The organism is Magnetospirillum sp. UT-4 (assembly GCF_902729435.1).
In the GTDB taxonomy this organism is placed as follows: domain Bacteria; phylum Pseudomonadota; class Alphaproteobacteria; order Rhodospirillales; family Magnetospirillaceae; genus Magnetospirillum.
In genome coordinates this window covers 36,349-55,931 of record NZ_LR746522.1, presented here as the reverse complement: position 1 = coordinate 55,931, position 19,583 = coordinate 36,349, and the positions used below count along the sequence as shown (strand labels likewise).

Sequence of the window (19,583 nt, the reverse complement as noted above, 5' to 3'; positions counted from 1 at the left end):
ACCGGTGTGGTAGAAGGAACGCCATGACCGACCACCGCCTTTCCCGGCAGCTCGCCTTCGTTCTCGAGCTGGACAAGCTGAAGACCGTGCTGCGCCAGACGCTGCTCACCGATTCCTCGCGCCGCGAGAACGACGCCGAGCATTCCTGGCACGTGGCGGCGATGGCGGTCCTGCTGGCGGAATATGCCCCCGAGGGCGCCGATCCATGGCGCGCCGCCCGCATGCTGCTGTTCCACGACGTGGTCGAGATCGATGCCGGCGACACCTTCATCCACGACGAGGCCGGCAACGCCACCAAGGCGGCGCGCGAGGCGGCGGCGGCCGGGCGCCTGTACGGGCTGCTGCCGCCCGACCAGGCGGCGGAGTTCGAGGCGCTGTGGCGGGAATTCGAGGCGCGCGACACCGCCACCGCCCGCTTCGCCGACGCGCTGGACCGGCTGCAGCCGATCCTGAACAACGTCGCCACCGGCGGCGCCACCTGGCGCTCCAACGGCGTCACCGCCGACCAGGTGGCCCGCCTGGTGGCGCGCATCCGGGCCGGCGCCCCGGCCCTGGGCGACCACGCCGAGGCGCTGGTGGCCGATGCGGTGCGGCGGGGCTATCTGGCTCCCGCCCGCTGAACAATTGCTTGGTATTGCGTCCAAGCCTCACTGGCTCAATACTGCCCTGTGCACTTCGGGGGAGGTCAGAATGGCCGCGTCAGGACGTGAGAATTACGAAGTCCAAGTGATGAAGCAGGGCCGCTGGGTCACGGAATCCGCCCGCGACAAGGAGGCGGAGGCCCGACAGCTCGCCGAGAAGTTCCTGTCCAACAAGGCGTGCGAGGGGGCGCGCGTGGTTCGCAACTGGCTGAACCGCGACGGCTCCATGTCGGAAAACGTCATCTTCGAGAAGGTGCAGGACGCCCGCGGCGAGGGACCCATCCGCATCGATCCCATCGGCAAGGCGCCGCCGCGCTGCGAGAAGCCGCGCGACTTCTTCGGCCTGGAAAGCCGCATGGCCATGAACCGGGTGTTCCGCACCTATTTCGAGAAGGTGGTGCTGACCCCGACCGAGCTGCTGCACAACCGCAAGGAAATGCAGCGCATCATGGACAAGGACGCGCTGGTCCCCTCGGCGGTGGACAAGGTCGCCACGCTGCAGGTCAAGGACACCGAGATGCCGGCCAAGCAGCGGCGCGAGGAGATCTTCGCCGCGCTCGACCAGATCCAGGCCCAGGCGCGGCGCGCCGACGGTTTCCAACTGCCCAAGCTGGGCGAGCGGTTCTCGGACACCCTGGCCGACGTCGCCGGGTACCGCGACGAGACCCCCGAATACCTGGCCATGGTGGTGCTGTCGCGCGAGCTGATCGGCACCCGCAGCTGGCTGGGCAAGCTGGAACGGCTGTGCAAGCTGGCCGCCAACGAGCCCAATCCCCAGGCGGTGCTGCTGCTCGACACGGTCATCGCCGACGTGCTGGGCGCCAACGTGGCGCAGGAGATCATGGGCTGGCAGCGCTCGCTGGCCGACGCCATCATCGCCATGCTCGACCTCGCCGACGGCAAGTTCGACGCCGCCAAGAGCGAGGCCAAGGACATCACCGAGCAGCTCAACGCCCTGTTGGCCGCCGGCCGGCTGCCGGGCAGCCAGTACGTTCTCATCGACCGCGCCCTGAAGCAGCTGCGCTCGCCCCAGCCGCTCTACACCAACGAGCCGGGCAAGGAGATGGAGGAATACCAGAAGGTGCTGATGCGCCTGCTGGTGCCGGGCGGCATCCTGGCCGGCGAGAAGGCGGCCGAGGCGCTGACCGTGCGCGGCGCCCGCTTCGTCGAGCAGGGCGGCGCCACCGGGCGGCGCATGGCCATCACCAATACCGTCCAGGCGCTGCCCGACCGCGCCCACGGGGTGATGTACCTGGCCGAGCTGTCCAAGACCGACTTCGCCAAGGACCACCTGGACGACATCCGCGAGCAGCTGGATACGGTGTTCGGCGCCCGCGTCATCGGCGAGTTGTGCCGCCGCTCGCTGTCGCCCAAGGAACGCATGGTCAGCGTCACCGGCGCCTTCAAGGCGGCCAAGAACTCGGCCCTGCCGGACGAGCTGAAGGAGAAGGTGGCGGCCCATATCGACGGCGTGCTGGAACGCTACATCATCGACGAGAAGATCATCGAGAAGCTGGACCACCCCGAGACCCACCTGCGCGACCGCGCGGTGCGGCTGGTCAAGTTCTGCGGCGCCGGCGTGCTGCCCGAGGGCAAGGCCCTGGCCCGCGCCCGCAAGCGGGTGGTGGAATTGCTGCGCCAGCCCAATTTCGACGCCACCCTGGTCGACGACATCCCCGACCCGGCGAGGAAGGCCAAGGCCCTGCGCGACTTCCACCAGCTGCTGGTGAAGGCCGGCTTCGCCTGACGGAGACGGGCTATTTTCCTTGAGCGCGCTCGGCCCGGGTCGCCGCCAGGGCTTCGTCGATTTCGGCGACGCCGGCGGCCAGCATCTTTTGCGCCGCCAGCATGTAATGGCGGGTCTGCTCCAGACGCGCGGGTTCCGGTAGAAGCTGCCCGTTCACCAACGATTTCAGGGGCTCGAGGGAAATGCCCAGGCCCTGGGCCAGGCTGGTGATCAGGAAGGCGGCGTTGTCGAGGGAAATGGAATGGCAGACGGTTTCGGTTTCGTCGGTGGAATCGTCGGTGACGTCGATCTTCAGCTCCACCGCAGGAACCAGCACCTTGCTCCCGTCCTCCAGCTCGCCGACGCCGAGCAGCAGCGACATCACGGTGCGTGGGATGCGCATGCGCCCGACCGCGTCGCAGGTGACCGTCACCTTGGGCACCTCGGGCAGTTGAAGCTCTTCCTCGGTGTTGGCGTCGGGTTGCGAACCTGCCGGATGGTCACTCATGGTCAAGCCTCCGCGAGGGGGGCGCGGCCACGCCCTTCTTGACGGTCGCCGCTGCGTTTACGGGATAGGCCAGGCTGTTCATCGAGCAGGCGCGGTCCAGCGCCGTGTGGAACTCGCCCACGCCCGGAGGAGGGGATGCCGGGACGACCCACTCGGCACTGGCGTCGGACCTGCCGCCCGCAGCGACCAACAGGCGGCCGGGGTCCGTCGTGTTGTGGATTTCGGCCGGGCGTTGCAGAAACCGCGTCACTCGCTGAGCCACGTCCCGCTGTTGGGCCATCTCGGCCGCGGCGGGAGTCCCCAGGTTGGTCGCCAGGTTGATGCGGTAGCTTAACGCGCGTGTGGCGCCCGAGCGAATGCGGGGCTTGTCGGCCAATGCCGGCTCCCGCTCGGGATGGGCCTTGTTCACTTCCGCCATGCCGGTGCGGGTGAGGCGGAAGGCGGCGTACTTGCCGTAGGGCTCGCGCTCGATCAGGCCGGCGGCGACCATCATGCCGAGGATGCGCGACAGGTTGGCCTGCCGCAGGTTGAGGCGGGCGCCGATGCGGTCGCGGCCCATCCGTCCCTCGGAGCCGTTGTTCCTGAGCTGGAGCAGGATGTCCATGACGTGGGGCCGCCGGATCACCGCCTCCGCCGACCGCACCTGCGCCACCGCGATGGATTCGTCGATCAGCTCCTGCAACACGCGCAGCCGTTCGGCCTCGACCCGGCCGGTATGCTCCAGCCGGGCCTGGGTGGCCTTCAGGATGTCGAACCAGTCGTGGAGCTCGTCATCGCGGCGGCGGCCGTCGAGGGTCTTCCACACCCACGAACGCAGCGCCGTGTAGGCCCGCTGGATGGCTTCGGTGGACCCTTGCTCCAAGGCCGCCCGCAGGATGGCGCGGGCCTCGGCGGGCTTGGCATCGCCAAGCGCAATTTTATCGAAATCAAGCAATGCGTTCATTCGCCTGTTCCGCGTCAATGCGGGCCGACACGTTTTACAACGTTTCAGTCCGGCCGCCAACATAATATGGGCCTAACGAAGTGACTTCATAGACCTTCCATACGTCGGACTGCGCCAGCGCTTTCTGATCGGCCCCGGCCTGCGGCGGCAACACGAGTCCCAGGCGCGGGTCCGTGCCCGCCGGCAGGTCCTGCTGCACCACGAAGGTGCGGGTGCCGTGGTTGAGGGCCGCCCGCTTCGCGGTCACCCTGTGGCCGTCCATGGTGGCGGCGTTGCCGAGCGAGGGGACCAGGATCAGATCGACGTCCAGATCGGGAAACGGCGACAGCACCTGGTTGTCGCAATAATCGCGGCAGATGGCGAAGGCGATGACGCTGTCGCGGGTAACCAACACCTCGATGGCGTGGCTGCCCTGGATGGCTTCCGGTCCGAGGCTGTCATGGGTGAACGGCAGCGCCTTGGCGAAGGTGAGCACCGAGCGGCCGTACCCGTCCAGCACCGTGCCGACGTTACGAGCGACGCTGCCGTCGCGTTGGTGCCACGATCCCGCAACCACAACGGCAGGCCGGTTTCTGCCGTCGTGGTGGCGGAGCAAGGTGGCGATATGGTCGCGCGCCGCCGGGGAAAGCGCCAATTCGGGCCAGACCACGCAATAGCAGGCGGCGCCGCAGGCTCGTTCAACCTGTGCCCCGATGGTGGCAGCCATATCCGTTGCCTCCACCGAGTCGATCAGGAAGCCGTCGCCATGGCGGGTATGGGTGAAGCGGAAGTCCTGCAGCAGCGCCGCCCCCATGCGGGTGATGCCGTCGCGCGAGGGATCGCGGGCGTTGTCCAGCGTGATCCGGACCTGATAGCCCGACACTTCCGCCGGAATGATGCGGTGGTAGAGCAGGCCCCGACGCTCATAGGGATGGTGGTCCTTGGGGCGAAAAGGCCGTCGGCGGGGAACGGCGTAGTGGTCGGTCGCGGCGCAGTACCAGGCATCGGCGCTGGCGGGTTCTCCCAGGGCGTGGGCGACCGATATGTTCATCCAGGTTTCCACTGCCCTGATCTGTGCCCCCAGGGCCATCATCCAGGTGGCCTCGTCGGCGTCATCCAGGGGACAGTCCCAGGCGCAATTGCCGTTGGCCACCCGCGTTTCCCGTTTCGCGGCCTCAGCTTTTATGTCGCTCTCACGCAGGCGTTTGAAGGCGTCGCGGACCACGGCGGGGGCCTGCATAGCCAATTGGTGGAGCTCAATCAGCACCTGACGGTATTCGTGGAGGGTCTCGGCCGGACGGCGCCCTTGAACGGCGGCGCACCGACGGACCGCTGTTCTCCATTGTTCGAATCTCATGGCCCGGGCAAAAAGTCGTCCATTACCGAGTAAATACTACCATTGAATAGGGCTCGGTCAATAAGCGGCGGGCCTGCTAGCTGCACGCCCCATGACCGCCGCGACCACGTTGTGCGCCTACCACGCAAGACCGCGTCATGTGGGCTCAGAATTGTGTGGGACGCTTGCTCCATTCAACAAAGGTAGAGGCTGATTTTCTCACGTTCACGGCGGTGCGACGTGAACGGACCCTAATGGCGGACGTGATGATCGTCCGCCGCCACCGGCGCCGCCTTCGCCGCCGGCAGCAGGAAGTGGAAGGCGGCGCCGTCGCCGGGGCGCGATTCCACCCAGATGCGCCCGCCCAGCAGTTCCACCGCCTTGCGGCAGATGGCCAGGCCGATGCCGCTGCCGTCGTAGTGGCCCCTTGGGTGCAGGCGCTCGAACATGTGGAAGATGCGGTCGTGGTATTCCGGCTCGATGCCGATGCCGTGGTCGCGCACGGTGAACTCGGCCCAGCCGTCGGCGACCGAGGCCGTGATCTCGACCCGCGGAGCTTCGCCGGGCTTGGTGAACTTGATGGCGTTGGACAGCAGGTTCTGCATCAGCCGCAGCATGGCGTCGTGTCCGCCCTTCACGTTCGGCAGCGGCGCCGCCTCGATGGTGGCGCCGGTCTCGGCGATCACCGCGTGCAGCACCTCGATGGCTTCGGCCACCACCGAATCCATGTCCACCACCTCGGCCGGCGCCTCGTTGCGGCCCAGCCGGGCATAGGACAGCAGGTCGTTGATCTGGCGGCGCATGCGCTCGGCGCCTTCGACGATGAAGTCGATGAACTCGTCGGCCTCGGGACCCATCTGGCTGCGGTAGCGGCGCTTGAGCAGCTGGGTGAAGCCGATGATGGTGCGCACCGGCTCCTGCAGGTCGTGCGAGGCGGCGTAGGCGTATTCCTGCAGCTCGGCATTGGACAGGGCCAGGCTGCGGGTCTTGGCCGCCAGCTCGGCCTTGGCCTGTTCCAGGGCTCCGATCTGGCGGGCCATGTCGGCATGCTGGACGATGAACACGCCGGTCATCGGCGCCAGCACCTTGCGCAGCCCCAACACCCCCAGCCCGATCAGCGCCGCCGCGCCCAGGATCACCAGCAGCAGCAGGCGGTCGACGCTGGCGGTGGCTTCGCCGGAGCGGATGCGCAGCACCAGCACCCACGGGGTCCCGCGCAGCGGCTCGGCGGTGTAGATGTAGCCGCCGGATTCGTCCAGCACCGATCCCCCGGACTCGATGGCGCGGGCGGCGATGGCGGCGGTGGCGGGCACGGCGGCCTGCGCTCCCTTCGACGCCAGCAGCACCCGGTATCCGGCGGCGGCGTCGAGGATCGCCGCCTCGCCGCTGTGGCCCAGCGCGCGGGCCTCGTCGAGGATCGATTTCAGCGAGCCGGCGTCCACCGCCACCAGGTCGGTGCCGGCCAGCACCTTGCCGCGGCCGATGATGGGGGCGGCCATCAGCAGCACCGGCTCGCCGCCGGCCTCGATCAGCGACAGCGTCATCTCGCGCCGCCCCAACGGCGGCAGCGGCAGCCCGTCGAGCGGCCGGCCGATATCGACCACCGCTTCGCCCGAGGCGGCGAAGCGGCCGATGCCCAGCAGCTCGGGCGACAGGTTGAGGGCGTCGCCCAGCTTGTCGCGGGTGAACTCGGCCAGCTCGGGCAGGGTGATTTCGCCGCGGTTGTAGGCTTCCAGGCGTTCGCGGATGACGGTGCGGCTGGTCACCTGCTCGGCCAGGTTGCGGGCGCGGGTCAGCACCTCGGCGCCGGCTATCGCCTTCAGCGCCAGTTCGTGACGCAAGCCGGCGACGGCATCCTCACGCAGGCGCAGCGCCAGCGGCCCGATGGCCACCGCCGCCACCACCAGGCTGATGGTGGCCATGGCGACGGTCGCATACAGGACGATGACGCGCCTCAGGCGTTCGGCATCGATCGGTGCCAAAACACGTCCCCGCTGTCATTCAACTCCCGGATATCAGCATATGACGAATTCGTGGATTTTCGATGGGAATCTGCGGCTTGCGAGTCGGTTTCATTCCCCGTCCGGCCGGCGCGGGCGGGAGATGCCGGGCGGCAGCTTGGTCTTCATGTCGCAGATGGCCTTGTCGACCTGGGCTTGGCCCAGCTTGTCGACCTGCGACAGGTCGGCATCGCACAAATCGGTGCTGACCAGGACCGCGCCGCCGAAATCGGCACCGGCCAGGCGTGCCCCGGCCAGCCGCGCTCCCGACAGGTCGGCGCCGCGCAGATTGGCCCCTTCCAGGTTGGCCAGCCGCAGGTCGGCATGGCGCAGCTGGGCCACCCCCAGATCGGCCCCGGCGAGGTCGGTGGCGCCCATCTTGGCATAGCGGAAGTCGCAGCCGTCGAGACGGGACTCGGCCAGGGTGGCGTCGGACAGCTCGGCATCGCGGAAGGTGGCGTTGGCCAGAACCGCCGCCGACAGGTCGCCGCCGGCCAGGTCCATGCCCTGGAAGTTGGCGCGCTTGCCGCCCGCCCCCTTGGTCGCCAGCCACTCGCCATGGGCGGCGACGATGGCGCTGACGTCGAGCCCGGCGACGTCCTTGCCGGCGCGCGCGGTATGGCCGGACTGGGCCAGTTCCTCCTGCCACGCCGCCTTGCGCTTTTCGGCCGCGGCGCGTTCGTCGTCGGACAGGGGGCGCAGGTCCAGCGTGCCGCCCTTGACGCCGACCGGGGCGGCGGCGATGTCGTCATCGTCCAGCTTGCCGCCGCGCGCCGCCGGCGCCGGGGCGAGGTCGTCCAGGTCGAGGGTGCCGCCGGAGGGGCGCTTGGCCGCCGGGGCATCGCCCCCCCAGGTGCCGCCGTCACCGCCGCGGGCGGCCGTCCGGGCCGGCGGCGGCGCCGGCCGGGGGGTGGGAGCGGCGGCGCCGCCGCCCAGGACCTTGGAATTGGCCGCCAGCCTGGCGGTCAGCGCCGCCAGCTCGGCCTTGACCGGGTCGGGCGCGCCGCCGATGGCGCCCGGCGGCGGGGCCTCGGGGGAGGGGGCCGCAGCCGGGCGCGGCGGCAGCACGACGGCCGGCTTCGGCTTGGCCTCTGCCGGCGGCGGCAGCCGCCTGGGGTCCTTCAGGGTCTCGGCCACCCGGTGCGACAGCTCGTGGCCCGACACCCGCTTGGGCACCAGGCCCTCGATCCCTAAGCGCAGGGCGTCGGGGGCGCCGGTCTTCTCGGTGCCCGCCATGGCCAGCACCGGGATCTCGGCATCGGCGGCGCGCACCCGCTCGAGGAAGGCGATGGCCGCCGCCACGTCGCCGTCCAGATCGACCAGCGCGATGTCGGGGGCCTGCTTCATCATCGGGGTGGCGTCGGCCGGGACGCTGGTCGACAGCACCTCGCGCACGTTCAGCTTGCGGAAGGTCTGGCGCACCAGGAAGCGGAAGGCATCGTCGGCGCTGAAGACCAGGACGCGGACGGTCTTCCAGGCGACGTCGCCGTTATGGAGTTCGGTGGGATGGCGCATGCGGCCACAATAGCGACGGCGGCGGCGGCGGGCAACGGCGCCTCCTGTGCGCAACCCCACGGGATGCGTTGCGCGGGCGCGGCGCCCGCCTCATCTTAGGGGCATGCACCGACGCCTCCCCTCCGAATACCACCGTCCCGCCCAGATCGGCCCGCGCCACGACTGGAAGACCCTGCGCACCCTGGCCCCCTATCTGTGGCCCCGGGATGCGCCGGGTCTGCGCCTCAGGGTGGTGCTGGCGCTGGCCTTCCTGGCCGCCGCCAAGGGCATCAACGTGGTGGTGCCGCTGCTCTACAAGCAGGCGGTGGACGCGCTGGGCGGCCAGCCCGGACTGGCCGAGGCGGGGGTGGCGGTGGCGGTGCCGGTGGCGGTGCTGCTGGCCTATGGGCTGGCGCGGGTCTCCTCCAGCGCCTTCGCCGAACTGCGCGACGTCGCCTTCGCCCGCGTCGGCCAGCGCGCCATCCGCACCGTCGGGCTGCAGGTGTTCCGCCACCTGCACCGGCTGGCGCTGCGCTTCCACCTGGACCGCCAGACCGGCGGCGTCTCGCGCGCCATCGAGCGCGGCACCAAGAGCATCGAGTTCCTGCTGAACTTCATGCTGTTCAACGTGCTGCCGACGCTGCTGGAGATCGGACTGGTCACCGCGGTGCTGTGGACCCTGTACGACGCCCGCTTCGCCCTCGCCACCTTCGGCACCATCGCCGTCTACATCACCTACACCCTGGCGGTCACCGAGTGGCGGACCAAGTTCCGCCGCACCATGAACGAGACCGATTCCGAGGCCAGCACCAAGGCCATCGACTCGCTGCTCAACTTCGAGACGGTAAAGTATTTCGGCAACGAGGAGCACGAGGCGGCGCGCTACGACCGCGCGCTGGAACGCTACGAGGGGGCGGCGGTCAAAAGCAAGGTGACGCTGTCCATGCTCAACATCGGCCAGGGCGCCATCATCGCCGCCGGCCTGACCGGGGTGATGATGCTGGCGGCGGCCGAGGTGGCCCGGGGCACCATGACCCTGGGCGATTTCGTGCTGGTCAACGCCTACCTGGTGCAGCTGGCCATGCCGCTGAACTTCCTGGGTTTCGTCTACCGCGAGATCAAGCAGTCGCTGACCGACATGGAATCCATGTTCCGGCTGATGGCCGAGAACGCCGAGATCGCCGATTCCCCGGGCGCGCCGCCGCTGGCCGCCGGTCCGGGCGAGGTGCGGTTCCAGGCGGTGGGCTTCGGCTACCGCCCCGACCGCACCATCCTGGAAGGCATCGACCTGGTGGTGCCGGCCGGGCGCACGGTGGCCATCGTCGGCCCCTCGGGCGCCGGCAAGAGCACCATCGCCCGGCTGCTGTTCCGCTTCTACGACGTCACCGGCGGCGCCATCCTGATCGACGGCCAGGACATCCGCTCGGTGACCCAGCAATCCCTGCGCGCCGCCATCGGCATCGTTCCGCAGGATACCGTGCTGTTCAACGACAGCATCCGCTACAACATCGCCTATGGCCGCCCCGGCGCCGGCCAGGACGAGATCGAGGCGGCCGCCCGGCTGGCCCGCATCCACGACTTCGTCGTCTCGCTGCCCGAGGGCTACGACACCAGGGTGGGCGAGCGCGGCCTCAAGCTGTCGGGCGGCGAGAAACAGCGGGTCGCCATCGCCCGGACCATCCTGAAACAGCCGCGCATCCTGCTGTTCGACGAGGCCACCAGCGCGCTCGACACCCACACCGAGAAGGAGATCCAGGCGTCCTTGCGCGAGGTGTCGCGGGACCGCACCACCCTGGTCATCGCCCACCGCCTGTCCACCGTGGTCGATGCCGACGAGATCGTGGTGATGGAGCAGGGGCAGATCGTCGAGCGCGGCCGCCATGCAGACCTGCTGGCCACGGGCGGGCGCTATGCCGGAATGTGGCACAAGCAGCAGGAGGCGGCGCTGCTGCACGAACGCCTGGCGACCGCGCTGGAAGGGGCGGCGGAGTAGTCGCTCACTTGCGAATTCGCATGGAATTGAACGGCATTGTGCGGCACTTTGGAGCGGTTCCGGATTTATCGAGGCCCATCCCGCCATGACCGCTCCCGTCCGCCTGGCCGCCCTGCTTCTGGCGCTGGCCGCCTGGCCCGCCGCCGCCGCCGACCTTACCGCCATCCTGGAAGGACTCGCCCACGACCGGGGCGGCGTGCGGGTCGGCCTCTACGACCGCGCCGAGACCTTCCGCAAGGAGGACAAGGCGGTGGCGCTGCGGGAGGCGCCGGCGGCGGCGGGGCGGGTGACGGTGCGCTTCGAGGGGCTGCCGGCCGGCCGCTACGCCATCATGGCCTATCACGACGAGGACGGCGACGGCGGCCTCGACCGCTTCATGGGCATGATCCCGACCGAGGGCTACGCCCTGTCCAACGATCCCGAGGTCAGCGGCCCGCCGGCTTTCGCCGACTCGGCCTTCGACCTGCCGGACGCGGGCGGCGAGGTGGTGATGACGGTGCGTTACTGAGGCCGCCCCGCATTCCCTACAGGGCGAACTGCTTCTCGGAATTGCGGATGATCTCGATGCCCTGGATCATCTCCGAGGCCATGAAGTCGGCGCGCTTGACCGGGCCGCCGGTGCTGGGCCGCGGGAAGGTGCGGGCGAAGGTGTTCATCTTCACCGTCAGGCCGCACAGCACCGCGCCGATGGTGACGTGGTAGCGCTCGATCAGCGTCTTGACCTGGCGAAACTCTTCCTGGTTGAGGTTGCCCCACATCTCGCGGGTGCGCCGCTCGAACACCTCGAGTCGGCCGGTGATGGCGGCCGACATGTTGTTGATGGTGTCCTCGATCATGTCGCAGGTCTTCATCAGGCCCTGGTTCTGGCGCAGCTGGAAATGGGTGCGGATCGGCTTCATGGCCGCGACGCAGGCGGTGAAGTAGGGCTCGAGGCGGTCCAGCGAGTGGCGGTAATAGGACAGCGACAGGAAGGTGTCGCCGTAATCCTCGAGGAAGCGGGGCACGTCGAACATGTCGATGTTCAGGCTGGTGGCCATCTGCTCGAGGCGCTGCTTCGCCTTGCGCACGTCGGGGTCGCGGAACAGGTGCAGCAGGTCGTCGTAGCTTTCGACCTTCACCGCCTCGTCGGCGTAGATCATCTTCATCAGCGGGCGGGTGAACATGACCATGTACTTGGTCAGCTCGCTGGCCTTGTCCGGGCTCAGCTTGAGGGCCGAGAAGTCGTTCACCGGGATGCCGTGCTCGCGCAAGGAAATGCGCAGCGAATAGACGTCGTAGCTGGGCAGCAGGGCCAGGCGGCGCAGGACGGCGTGGTCCGGGTGCAACTCGTCCGGATTCCAGTTGAACATGCGCGGCAGGCTCTCGATGTCGACCTGACCCGAGCCGGTCTGGTCGTCGGAGAAGATCTCGATGACGCTTTTCAGGCGGACGTTCTTGATCAGCTTTGCGCTCTGCAGCGCCGGCGTCTCCAGCGGGATGATGGAGAGCGGCAGCACGAACATGGAATCCATGTCGCTGTCGCTGATCGCTTTGAGTTCTTCTTCAGCCATGACCTCTGGCGCCCCCCGAGCGTCGCGCGCGCACATATTGCCGCGAAACGCGGCGGCGCGAAACCGCGAATCTGCACGCACATGCAGGGGTTAGGGGCAGGCCCCCTGGCGCCATTCGGCCAGCGCCGGCAAGGCCAGCAGCGTATCGCGGTAGGCGGCGGCGCCCTCGCCCAGCGGCAGCGCGTAGGTGGCGCAGCGGGTCGCCACCGGCGCGAACATGGCGTCGGCCACCGAGAAGCGGCCGAACAGGAACGGCCCGCCGGCGCCGAAGCGGGCGCGGCAGTCGGTCCAGATGGCGTCCAGGCGCTCCAGCTCGGCGGCCAGATCGGCGGGGATGTCCGCCAGCGGCGTGGTGGCGCACAGCTCCATGGAACAGGTCTGGCGCAGCACCGGGAAGCCGGAATGCATCTCGGCCGAGACCGCGCGGGCGACGGCGCGGGCGGCGCGATCCTCGGGCCACAGGCCGGCGGCGGGGAACAGTTCGGCCAGGTACTCGCAGATGGCCAGGGAATCCCACACCACCACCGCGCCGTGGATCAGGCACGGCACCTTGCCCGAGGGCGACCATTTCAGGATGTCCGCCCTGGCTTCGGGCCGGCGCAGGGCGATCTCGACCAGCCGCGGAGTGGCACCGGCCATGCGCGCCGCCACATAGGGGCGCAGCGACCACGACGACCAGCGCCGGCTGCCGATGACCAATACCAATTCGTCCATGGCGGACCTCCCTGTCTTCCGAGCGGGATGATCGCGCCCTCGGTCGCCTGGACGCAAGCCGGTCTTTTCAGCCGCCGCCGACTGGGCCATCCTTGCACCGGCAATGACGGGAGGTGCGGTGGTGGTGGATTACGTGGTGGATGCGGCCGACGCGGCGGATTTGGTGACCCTGCGCAAGGCCGAGCTGGACGGCTGGCTGGCGGCGCAGCCGGCGGCGACGCGGTCCTGGGTGAAGGCGTCCGGCTTTTCCGCCGAGGCCGGCGCCGTCTGCGCGGTGCCGGGCAAGGGCGGCGCCCTGGCGCTGATGCTGGCCGGCCTGGGCGACGACGACGATCCCTGGACCATCGCCCAGCTGCCGGGCAAGCTGCCGCCGGGCACCTGGCGCCTTTCGCCCGCGCGCGATCCCAAGGCGGCGACCTGGGCGGCGCTGTCCTGGCTGCTGGCGACCTATTCCTTCGACCGCTACAAGGCCAAGGGCGGCCGCGCCTGGCCGGCCCTGGTCTGGCCCGAGGGCGCCGACCGCGCCTATGTCGAGGCCGCCTTCGACGCCATCGCGCTGGTCCGCGACCTCATCAACACCCCGGCCGCCGACATGGGGCCGCCGCAACTGGCCGCCGCCGCCGAGGCGCTGGCGGCGAAACACGGCGCCGGGGTCCGGGTCATCGTCGGCGAGGGCCTGCTGGCCGAGAATTATCCCGCCATCCACGCGGTGGGGCGCGCCGCCGGCCATCCCCGCCAGCCGCGGCTGATCGACCTGGTGTGGGGCGACGAGCGGGCGCCGCGTCTCACCCTGGTGGGCAAGGGGGTGTGCTTCGATTCCGGCGGCCTCGACCTCAAGGCCTCGGCCGCCATGAAGCTGATGAAGAAGGACATGGGCGGCGCCGCCCACGCCCTCGGGCTGGCGGCGATGGTGATGGCGGCGAAGCTGCCGGTGCGCCTCAGGGTGCTGATTCCGGCGGTGGAGAACGCCGTCTCGGGCGACGCCATGCGCCCGCTCGACGTGCTGCAGACCCGCAAGGGCATGAGTGTCGAGGTCGGCAACACCGACGCCGAGGGCCGCCTGATCCTGGCCGACGCGCTGTGGGAGGCCGGCCGCGACAAGCCCGATCTGCTGCTCGACTTCGCCACCCTGACCGGGGCCGCCCGCACCGCCCTGGGCACCGACCTGCCGGCGCTGTTCTGCAACAACGACCTGCTGGCCGGCGACATCCTGCGGGCCGGCGAGGCCGAATCCGACCCGCTGTGGCGGCTGCCGCTGTTCAAGCCCTACCGGCGCATGCTCGACAGCAAGGTGGCCGACATCGCCAACGTCTCGGATTCACCCCATGCCGGCGCCATCACCGCCGCCCTGTTCCTGCAGGAATTCGTGCCGGCTGGCATCCCGTGGGCCCATCTCGACCTGATGGCGTGGAATCCCAGCACGCGCCCCGGCCGCCCGGAAGGCGGCGAGGCGATGGCCCTGCGCGCCCTCTTTTCGGTGGCGGTGCAACGCTTTGGAACCAAAACTTAACCAATCTGGGCGTAACTCCCAATCGAGCCATTGCCGGAACCTTCCCGGTGGGATAAAAGATTTCGTCAGCGGAACGAACGGACGGCGACAGAATGGGGTTCCAACTCAAGGCGGTGCAGGCGCTGGATCTCTGGCGCGGGGCCATCGTCGAAAGCGTCCGCCGCGACGCGCCCGACCTGTCGGCGCGGCAGATGGCGCTGCTGCTCACCGTTTACCTGACGCCGCCGCCCCACACCGTGCGCGGCCTGGCCGCCACCCTCAACATCTCCAAGCCGGCGGTGACGCGGGCGCTGGACCGGCTGTCCGAGCTGGGCCTGGTCAAGCGCAAGACCGACGAGACCGATCGCCGGTCGGTGCTTGTGCAGCGTACCGTCAAGGGCTCGGTCTATCTGCGCGAATTCGGCGAGATGATCGTGACCGCCGCCGCCGCCACCGGCGGCGATGAGTCCGGCCAGGGCTGAGCCTACGGCGCGGTGCCGGTCACCGGTACATCGACCCGGATGGTGGTGCCGGACCCGCCGGGGAAGCCGGTGAACAATCCCTGCACCAGATAGGGCATCAGCGGCGCGATCTCCTGGCGGCCGCGCTCGGTCACCGCGCGACCTTCGAACAGCACTCTCCGCTGGCCGCCCCGGTACGCCGGACCGTCCAGGATGGCGACCGACAGCCACTTGGGATGGCGGGTGTCCGAGCGGGTCTCCCAGTAGGGGAAGGGGTCGCCCAGGGGAAAGCCGATGCCGCCGCCGTACCAGCTCGAGCGCGACCCGAAGCCGGTGCCGGTCCACACCGAGCTGGGGGTCTGCCAGGTCACCGTGTGGGCCGGCCCCAAGCCCCAGCCCAGGGTCACCACGGCATCGGCATTGGCGCTGGCCGGCAGCGGCCGCCAGCCGCGCGCCTGCAGCGCCGCCGCCACCAGCTCGGCATTGCGCTGGAACTCCAGACTGCCGGCCTGGCCGTTCTCGGGCAGGATGGTGAAACTGCGCGGCCCCGGCCCCGCCTCCAACGTATGGAAGCGGGTGACGTCGGTCTGCACGATGGGCGTGGTGCAGGCGGCGAGAAACAGCAGCGCGAGCAAGGCGAATGCGCGGTTCATGCCCTCAAGATGGCCCCGGATCGCGGCGGTTTCATGGCGCGGAAGGTGAACTCCCCCTCCCCTTCCATGGGGAGGGGTCGGGGGTGGGGTTGGCGGCCGCAAATGCAGGCGGCGCCAGCCCCCCACCCCAACCCTCCCCACAAGGGGGAGGGAGTCTATTCACAGGCTCCGCCGCGCCCGCAACGCGGCGCTGATGGTGCCGTCGTCCAGGTAGTCCAGCTCGCCGCCCACCGGGACGCCATGGGCCAGGCCCGACACCGCGACGCCGGTGCCGGCCAGGCGGTCGGCGATGTAATGGGCGGTGGTCTGGCCCTCGACGGTGGCGGGAGTGGCCAGGATGACCTCGCGCGCGGCGGCGGCCCGGGTCACCAGCCGGGCGATGCCCAGATCCTCGGGCCCCACCCCGTCCAGCGCCGACAGCAGGCCGCCCAGAACGTGGTAGCGCCCGGCATAGGCGCCGGTGCGCTCCATCGCCCACAGGCTGCCGACATCGGCGACCACGCACAGCAGGCCGTCGTCGCGGCGCGGATCGGAACAGATGGCACAGGGCTCGACGCTGTCGAAATTTCCGCAGACCGGGCAGCGGCGCACGCTGTCGGCCGCCGACGCCAGCGCCTCGGCCAGGGGCCGCATCAGCACGTCCTTGCGCTCGATCAGGTGCAGGGCCGCCCGCCGGGCCGAACGCGGCCCCAACCCGGGCAGCCGCGACAGCACCTGGATCAGGCGTTCGAGCTCGGGTCCGACCATGGGATGCGCACCTCCACAATCTCCCTCCCCCGCCTGCGGGGGAGGGTCGGGGTGGGGGGCGACGGCGAAGCCAGCGGATGCAGCCCCCCTCCCGACCTCCCCCCGCAAGCGAGGGGAGGGGCTTTCAGAGTTAGAACGGCAGCTTCATGCCCGGGGGCAGGTTGAGGCCGCCGGTGATCTTGGCCATCTCGTCGGCCATGGCCGCTTCGGCCTTGGCCTTGGCGTCGTTGAAGGCGGCGACGATCAGATCCTCCAGCACCTCGACGTCCTCGGGATCGACCAGGGCCTTGTCGATCTTGATCTTGCGCAGCTCGAACTTGCCGTTCAGCGTCACCTCCAGCATGCCGCCGCCGGCGGCGCCCGAGACCTCCATCTCGGCCAGCCGGGCCTGCATCTCGGCCATCTTGGTCTGCATCTGCTGGGCCTGCTTCATCAGGTTGCCGAGATTTTTCATGGTTCCTCTTCTCCTGCGATCTGGTCGGCGTCGAAGGCGAGTTCGCCCGCTTCGGGCTCGTCGGCGGCGATGTCGCGCACCACCTCGACGGTGGCACCGGGGAAGGCGGCCAGCACCGCCTGGACCAGCGGGTGGCTGGCGGCATCCTCGCGCCGGCGGGTTTCGGCCAGGGCCTCCTGTTCGGCCAGGGTGGGCTCGGCCGGCTCGACGGAATTGACGGTGACGGTCCAGCGCCGCCCGGTCCACTCGCCCAGCAGCCGCGCCACCGTGGGGGCCAGGTCGGACTGCGCCGAGGCGCCGGGCCGGAACTCGATGCGGCCGGGCTCGAAGCGGACCAGATGGACCTGGGTCTTGAGGGCCACGGCGACGCGGCCCTCGCGCTTCTCGGAGAACAGCGTTGCGACCTGGGCGAAGGTGGCCGGCATGGGCGGCAACTGGGCCATGGGCGCGGCGGCGGCCAGGGCGGTGGCACCGCCGCCACCACTTGGGCCGGCGGGGGCCGGCGCCGCCATGGCGGCGGTGAAGCCGCCGCCGGATGCGGGGGCGCCGCCGCCGCCCGGTCCGCGCGGCGCGGGGGAAGGCGGGTTGGCCCGCAACTGCTCGACCAGCTCGGCCGGGCTGGGCAGGTCGGACACGTAGGCCAGGCGCACCAGCGCCATCTCGGCGGCCTGCAGCGGATTGGGGGCGGAGCGGGTTTCGGCCAGGCCCTTCAGCAGCATCTGCCAGGCCCGGGTCAGCTGCGCCATCGACAGCGCCGTCGCCATGGCCCCGCCCTTGACCCGCTCGGTCTCGGAGGCGGCCGAGGAATCGGCTGCGTCGGGGGTGATCTTCAGCCGGGTCAGCCAGTGGGTCAGCTCCAGCATGTCCTGCAGCACCACCGCCGGATCGGCGCCCAGGGCGTATTGCTCGCCCAGCAGGTCGAGGGCGGGGCCGATCTCGCCCTTCATCACCCGCTCGAACAGGTCGAACACCCGCGCGCGGTCGGCCAGGCCCAGCATGTCGCGCACCTGGGCCTCCGACACCGTGCCGGCGCCGTGGCTGATGGCCTGGTCCAGCAGCGACAGCCCGTCGCGCACCGAGCCGTCGGCGGCCCGCGCGATCAGGCGCAGGGCGCCGGGCTCGATGGCGGCCTGCTCCTTCTCGGCGATGCCGGCGAAATGGGCGGCCAGCACCTCCATCTCGACCCGGCGCAGGTCGAAGCGCTGGCACCTGGACAGCACGGTGACCGGGATCTTGCGGATCTCGGTGGTGGCGAACACGAACTTGACGTGCTCGGGCGGCTCCTCCAGCGTCTTCAGCAGCGCGTTGAACGCCTGCGTCGACAGCATGTGGACCTCGTCGATGATGTAGACCTTGAAGCGGGCCGAGGTCGGCCGGTAGCGCACGCCCTCGATGATCTCGCGGATGTCGTTGACGCCGGTGCGGCTGGCGGCGTCCATTTCCAGGATATCGACGTGGCGGTCCTCGGCGATGGCCTTGCAATGCTCGCACACGCCGCAGGGGTCGATGGTGGGGCCGCCATGGCCGTCGGGACCGACGCAGTTCAGCGCCCGGGCGATGATGCGGGCGGTGGTGGTCTTGCCCACCCCGCGCACTCCGGTCAGCACGAAGGCGTGGGCGAGCCGGCCCGTCTGGATGGCGTTGGTCAGGGTGCGCACCATCGCCTCCTGCCCGATCAGGGTGGCGAAGTCGGTGGGGCGGTACTTGCGGGCGAGGACGCGATAGGGCGTCGGCGACGGCTCGGTCATGGCGGGAGGATATAGCGCGCGGGCGGTGATGTCACCAGGAGGCGCCTTTCAGGTGGGAGACCGGACACGACCCGGACCGGAAATCGTTACGGCTGCTTCCTTCCGGACCTGACCGGGTTGGCGACGGGTCCGTCCGCGCCGATCTCCCGGCCGGGAATATCGGGGGAGTCGACGGTGATTGCAAGCCAAAGCTGGGCGGGGCGCGTGAAATGCCCCGCCCCTGCCGCCGTTGAGGCGGCGGCCAAGCAAACCGGAGGTTTGCGCCCGGCGAGGGCATGCGAAAACGTTATTTCACCAGGCGGCGGGCGAGGAAGTCCAGGGCGGCCTCGCCTCCCCCTAAGTCCCAGACGTCGTTGTGGGCGGCCTCGGGATGGATCGACAGCTCCTTCTCGGCGGCGGTGGCGGCGGCGAACAGGGCGCGGCCCATGGCGGCCGGGACCAGTCCGTCCTGTTCGCCGTGGATGATCAGCAGCGGCATCTCGAGCGGCCCGATCTTGGCGGCGTTGTCGTAGCGATCGACCATCAGCAGCCGGGCGCTGCCGGGCAGCAGGTAGGGCGGCGCGAGGTCGGGCAGGCTGGTGAACGGGGCCTCGAGCACCAGGGCGGCCAGGCGTTCGGCCTCGGCGGCCATCTGCACGGCGACGCCGCTGCCCAGGGACTCGCCGTAGACCACCACCTTGGCCGAGGGGATGCCGGCATTGGACAGCCACGTCATCACCGCGCGGGCATCGGCGTAGAGCCCCTCCTCGCTGGGCTTGCCCGGATTGCCGCCATAGCCGCGGTATTCCGCCAGGAACATGCCGAAGCCGGCATCCAGGAAGGCGCGGGCCTTGCGCGCCCGGTGGGCCAGGGTGCCGGCATTGCCGTGGAACAGCACCACGGTGGCGGCGCGCGGGTTCTGCGCCGGGGCGTACCAGCCGGTGATCACATAGCCGTCGCCGGTGATCATGGTCACCGGCACCATCTCGGGCAGCCCGATTTCGGCCGGCGGTGGCGGCGGCTCGGTGGCGGGATGGTAGATGAAGTCGCGTTGGAATACCGCCATGCCGCCGGTCAGCAGCAGATAGCCTCCGGCCACGGCTCCCAGGGTCTCGGCGATCACGCGGCGCATCCTCATGAAAAAGGGGCCCGCCGACGGCATCGGCGG

The 19,583-nt window shown here is 69.9% G+C and carries 18 protein-coding genes and 1 other RNA gene; 6 read left to right on the top strand and 13 right to left on the bottom strand.

The window, feature by feature from the left end; all coding sequences use genetic code 11:
• The first annotated feature begins 23 nt into the window (after positions 1-23).
• On the top strand, positions 24-620 hold the full coding sequence (locus MTBUT4_RS16545; RefSeq protein ID WP_173980806.1) for an HD family hydrolase: 597 nt from the start codon (positions 24-26) through the stop codon (positions 618-620).
• A 109-nt stretch (positions 621-729) separates the two neighbouring features.
• Positions 730-2,388 carry a hypothetical protein gene (locus MTBUT4_RS16540; RefSeq protein WP_254434896.1) on the top strand — a complete coding sequence of 553 codons (1,659 nt, stop codon included), beginning with the start codon at positions 730-732 and terminating at the stop codon, positions 2,386-2,388.
• A gap of 10 nt (positions 2,389-2,398) precedes the next feature.
• Here MTBUT4_RS16540 and MTBUT4_RS16535 read toward each other — a convergent pair whose 3' ends face one another.
• The 5 genes from MTBUT4_RS16535 to MTBUT4_RS16515 form a co-directional block, all read right to left on the bottom strand.
• Positions 2,399-2,875 (bottom strand): hypothetical protein, encoded by a 477-nt coding sequence (locus MTBUT4_RS16535; RefSeq protein ID WP_173980804.1) that lies wholly within the window; start codon positions 2,873-2,875, stop codon positions 2,399-2,401.
• Positions 2,868-3,818 (bottom strand): winged helix-turn-helix domain-containing protein, encoded by a 951-nt coding sequence (locus tag MTBUT4_RS16530; protein ID WP_173980803.1) that lies wholly within the window; start codon positions 3,816-3,818, stop codon positions 2,868-2,870. Before MTBUT4_RS16530 ends, MTBUT4_RS16535 begins: the two co-directional genes overlap by 8 nt.
• A gap of 34 nt (positions 3,819-3,852) precedes the next feature.
• Positions 3,853-5,064 (bottom strand): hypothetical protein, encoded by a 1,212-nt coding sequence (locus tag MTBUT4_RS16525; protein ID WP_173980802.1) that lies wholly within the window; start codon positions 5,062-5,064, stop codon positions 3,853-3,855.
• A 320-nt stretch (positions 5,065-5,384) separates the two neighbouring features.
• Positions 5,385-7,115, bottom strand: a complete 1,731-nt coding sequence (locus MTBUT4_RS16520) for an ATP-binding protein (RefSeq protein ID WP_173980801.1) — start codon at positions 7,113-7,115, stop codon at positions 5,385-5,387.
• A 90-nt stretch (positions 7,116-7,205) separates the two neighbouring features.
• Positions 7,206-8,648 carry a pentapeptide repeat-containing protein gene (locus MTBUT4_RS16515; protein ID WP_173980800.1) on the bottom strand — a complete coding sequence of 481 codons (1,443 nt, stop codon included), beginning with the start codon at positions 8,646-8,648 and terminating at the stop codon, positions 7,206-7,208.
• A 103-nt stretch (positions 8,649-8,751) separates the two neighbouring features.
• On the opposite strand from MTBUT4_RS16515, the gene MTBUT4_RS16510 reads away from it, so the two are divergent.
• Both MTBUT4_RS16510 and MTBUT4_RS16505 read left to right on the top strand, forming a co-directional pair.
• Positions 8,752-10,620, top strand: coding sequence for an ABC transporter ATP-binding protein/permease (locus MTBUT4_RS16510; protein WP_173980799.1), 1,869 nt, complete (start codon positions 8,752-8,754; stop codon positions 10,618-10,620).
• A gap of 85 nt (positions 10,621-10,705) precedes the next feature.
• Positions 10,706-11,128 carry a DUF2141 domain-containing protein gene (locus MTBUT4_RS16505; protein ID WP_173980798.1) on the top strand — a complete coding sequence of 141 codons (423 nt, stop codon included), beginning with the start codon at positions 10,706-10,708 and terminating at the stop codon, positions 11,126-11,128.
• Positions 11,129-11,144: 16 nt separating this feature from the next.
• On the opposite strand, the gene MTBUT4_RS16500 is transcribed toward MTBUT4_RS16505, so the two are convergent.
• Positions 11,145-12,170, bottom strand: a complete 1,026-nt coding sequence (locus tag MTBUT4_RS16500; RefSeq protein WP_254434895.1) for a hypothetical protein — start codon at positions 12,168-12,170, stop codon at positions 11,145-11,147.
• A 90-nt stretch (positions 12,171-12,260) separates the two neighbouring features.
• Entirely contained in the window at positions 12,261-12,884 is a 624-nt protein-coding gene (locus tag MTBUT4_RS16495; RefSeq protein WP_173980796.1) for a glutathione S-transferase family protein, read from the bottom strand.
• A 103-nt stretch (positions 12,885-12,987) separates the two neighbouring features.
• Here MTBUT4_RS16495 and MTBUT4_RS16490 point away from each other — a divergent pair, with 103 nt between their 5' ends.
• A complete protein-coding gene (locus MTBUT4_RS16490) occupies positions 12,988-14,394 on the top strand; it encodes a M17 family metallopeptidase (protein WP_173980795.1) in 1,407 nt (468 codons plus the stop codon).
• 92 nt (positions 14,395-14,486) lie between these two features.
• Complete coding sequence (locus tag MTBUT4_RS16485) at positions 14,487-14,855, top strand: MarR family transcriptional regulator (RefSeq protein WP_173980794.1); 369 nt, start codon at positions 14,487-14,489, stop codon at positions 14,853-14,855.
• Positions 14,856-14,857: 2 nt separating this feature from the next.
• On the opposite strand, the gene MTBUT4_RS16480 is transcribed toward MTBUT4_RS16485, so the two are convergent.
• From MTBUT4_RS16480 to MTBUT4_RS16455, 6 genes are all read right to left on the bottom strand, one after another.
• Entirely contained in the window at positions 14,858-15,487 is a 630-nt protein-coding gene (locus MTBUT4_RS16480) for a DUF4136 domain-containing protein (protein WP_173980793.1), read from the bottom strand.
• Positions 15,488-15,646: 159 nt separating this feature from the next.
• Positions 15,647-16,234, bottom strand: a complete 588-nt coding sequence (recR, locus tag MTBUT4_RS16475; RefSeq protein ID WP_173980792.1) for a recombination mediator RecR — start codon at positions 16,232-16,234, stop codon at positions 15,647-15,649.
• 130 nt (positions 16,235-16,364) lie between these two features.
• Positions 16,365-16,688, bottom strand: a complete 324-nt coding sequence (locus MTBUT4_RS16470) for a YbaB/EbfC family nucleoid-associated protein (RefSeq protein ID WP_173980791.1) — start codon at positions 16,686-16,688, stop codon at positions 16,365-16,367.
• Positions 16,685-18,436 carry a DNA polymerase III subunit gamma/tau gene (locus MTBUT4_RS16465; protein ID WP_173980790.1) on the bottom strand — a complete coding sequence of 584 codons (1,752 nt, stop codon included), beginning with the start codon at positions 18,434-18,436 and terminating at the stop codon, positions 16,685-16,687. The genes MTBUT4_RS16470 and MTBUT4_RS16465 overlap by 4 nt, the downstream gene beginning before the upstream one ends.
• Before the next feature lie 50 nt (positions 18,437-18,486).
• Positions 18,487-18,585: signal recognition particle sRNA small type (gene ffs / locus MTBUT4_RS16460), an RNA gene on the bottom strand.
• Between the two features lie 137 nt (positions 18,586-18,722).
• Positions 18,723-19,547, bottom strand: a complete 825-nt coding sequence (locus MTBUT4_RS16455) for an alpha/beta hydrolase (protein WP_173980945.1) — start codon at positions 19,545-19,547, stop codon at positions 18,723-18,725.
• Positions 19,548-19,583 lie beyond the last annotated feature (36 nt).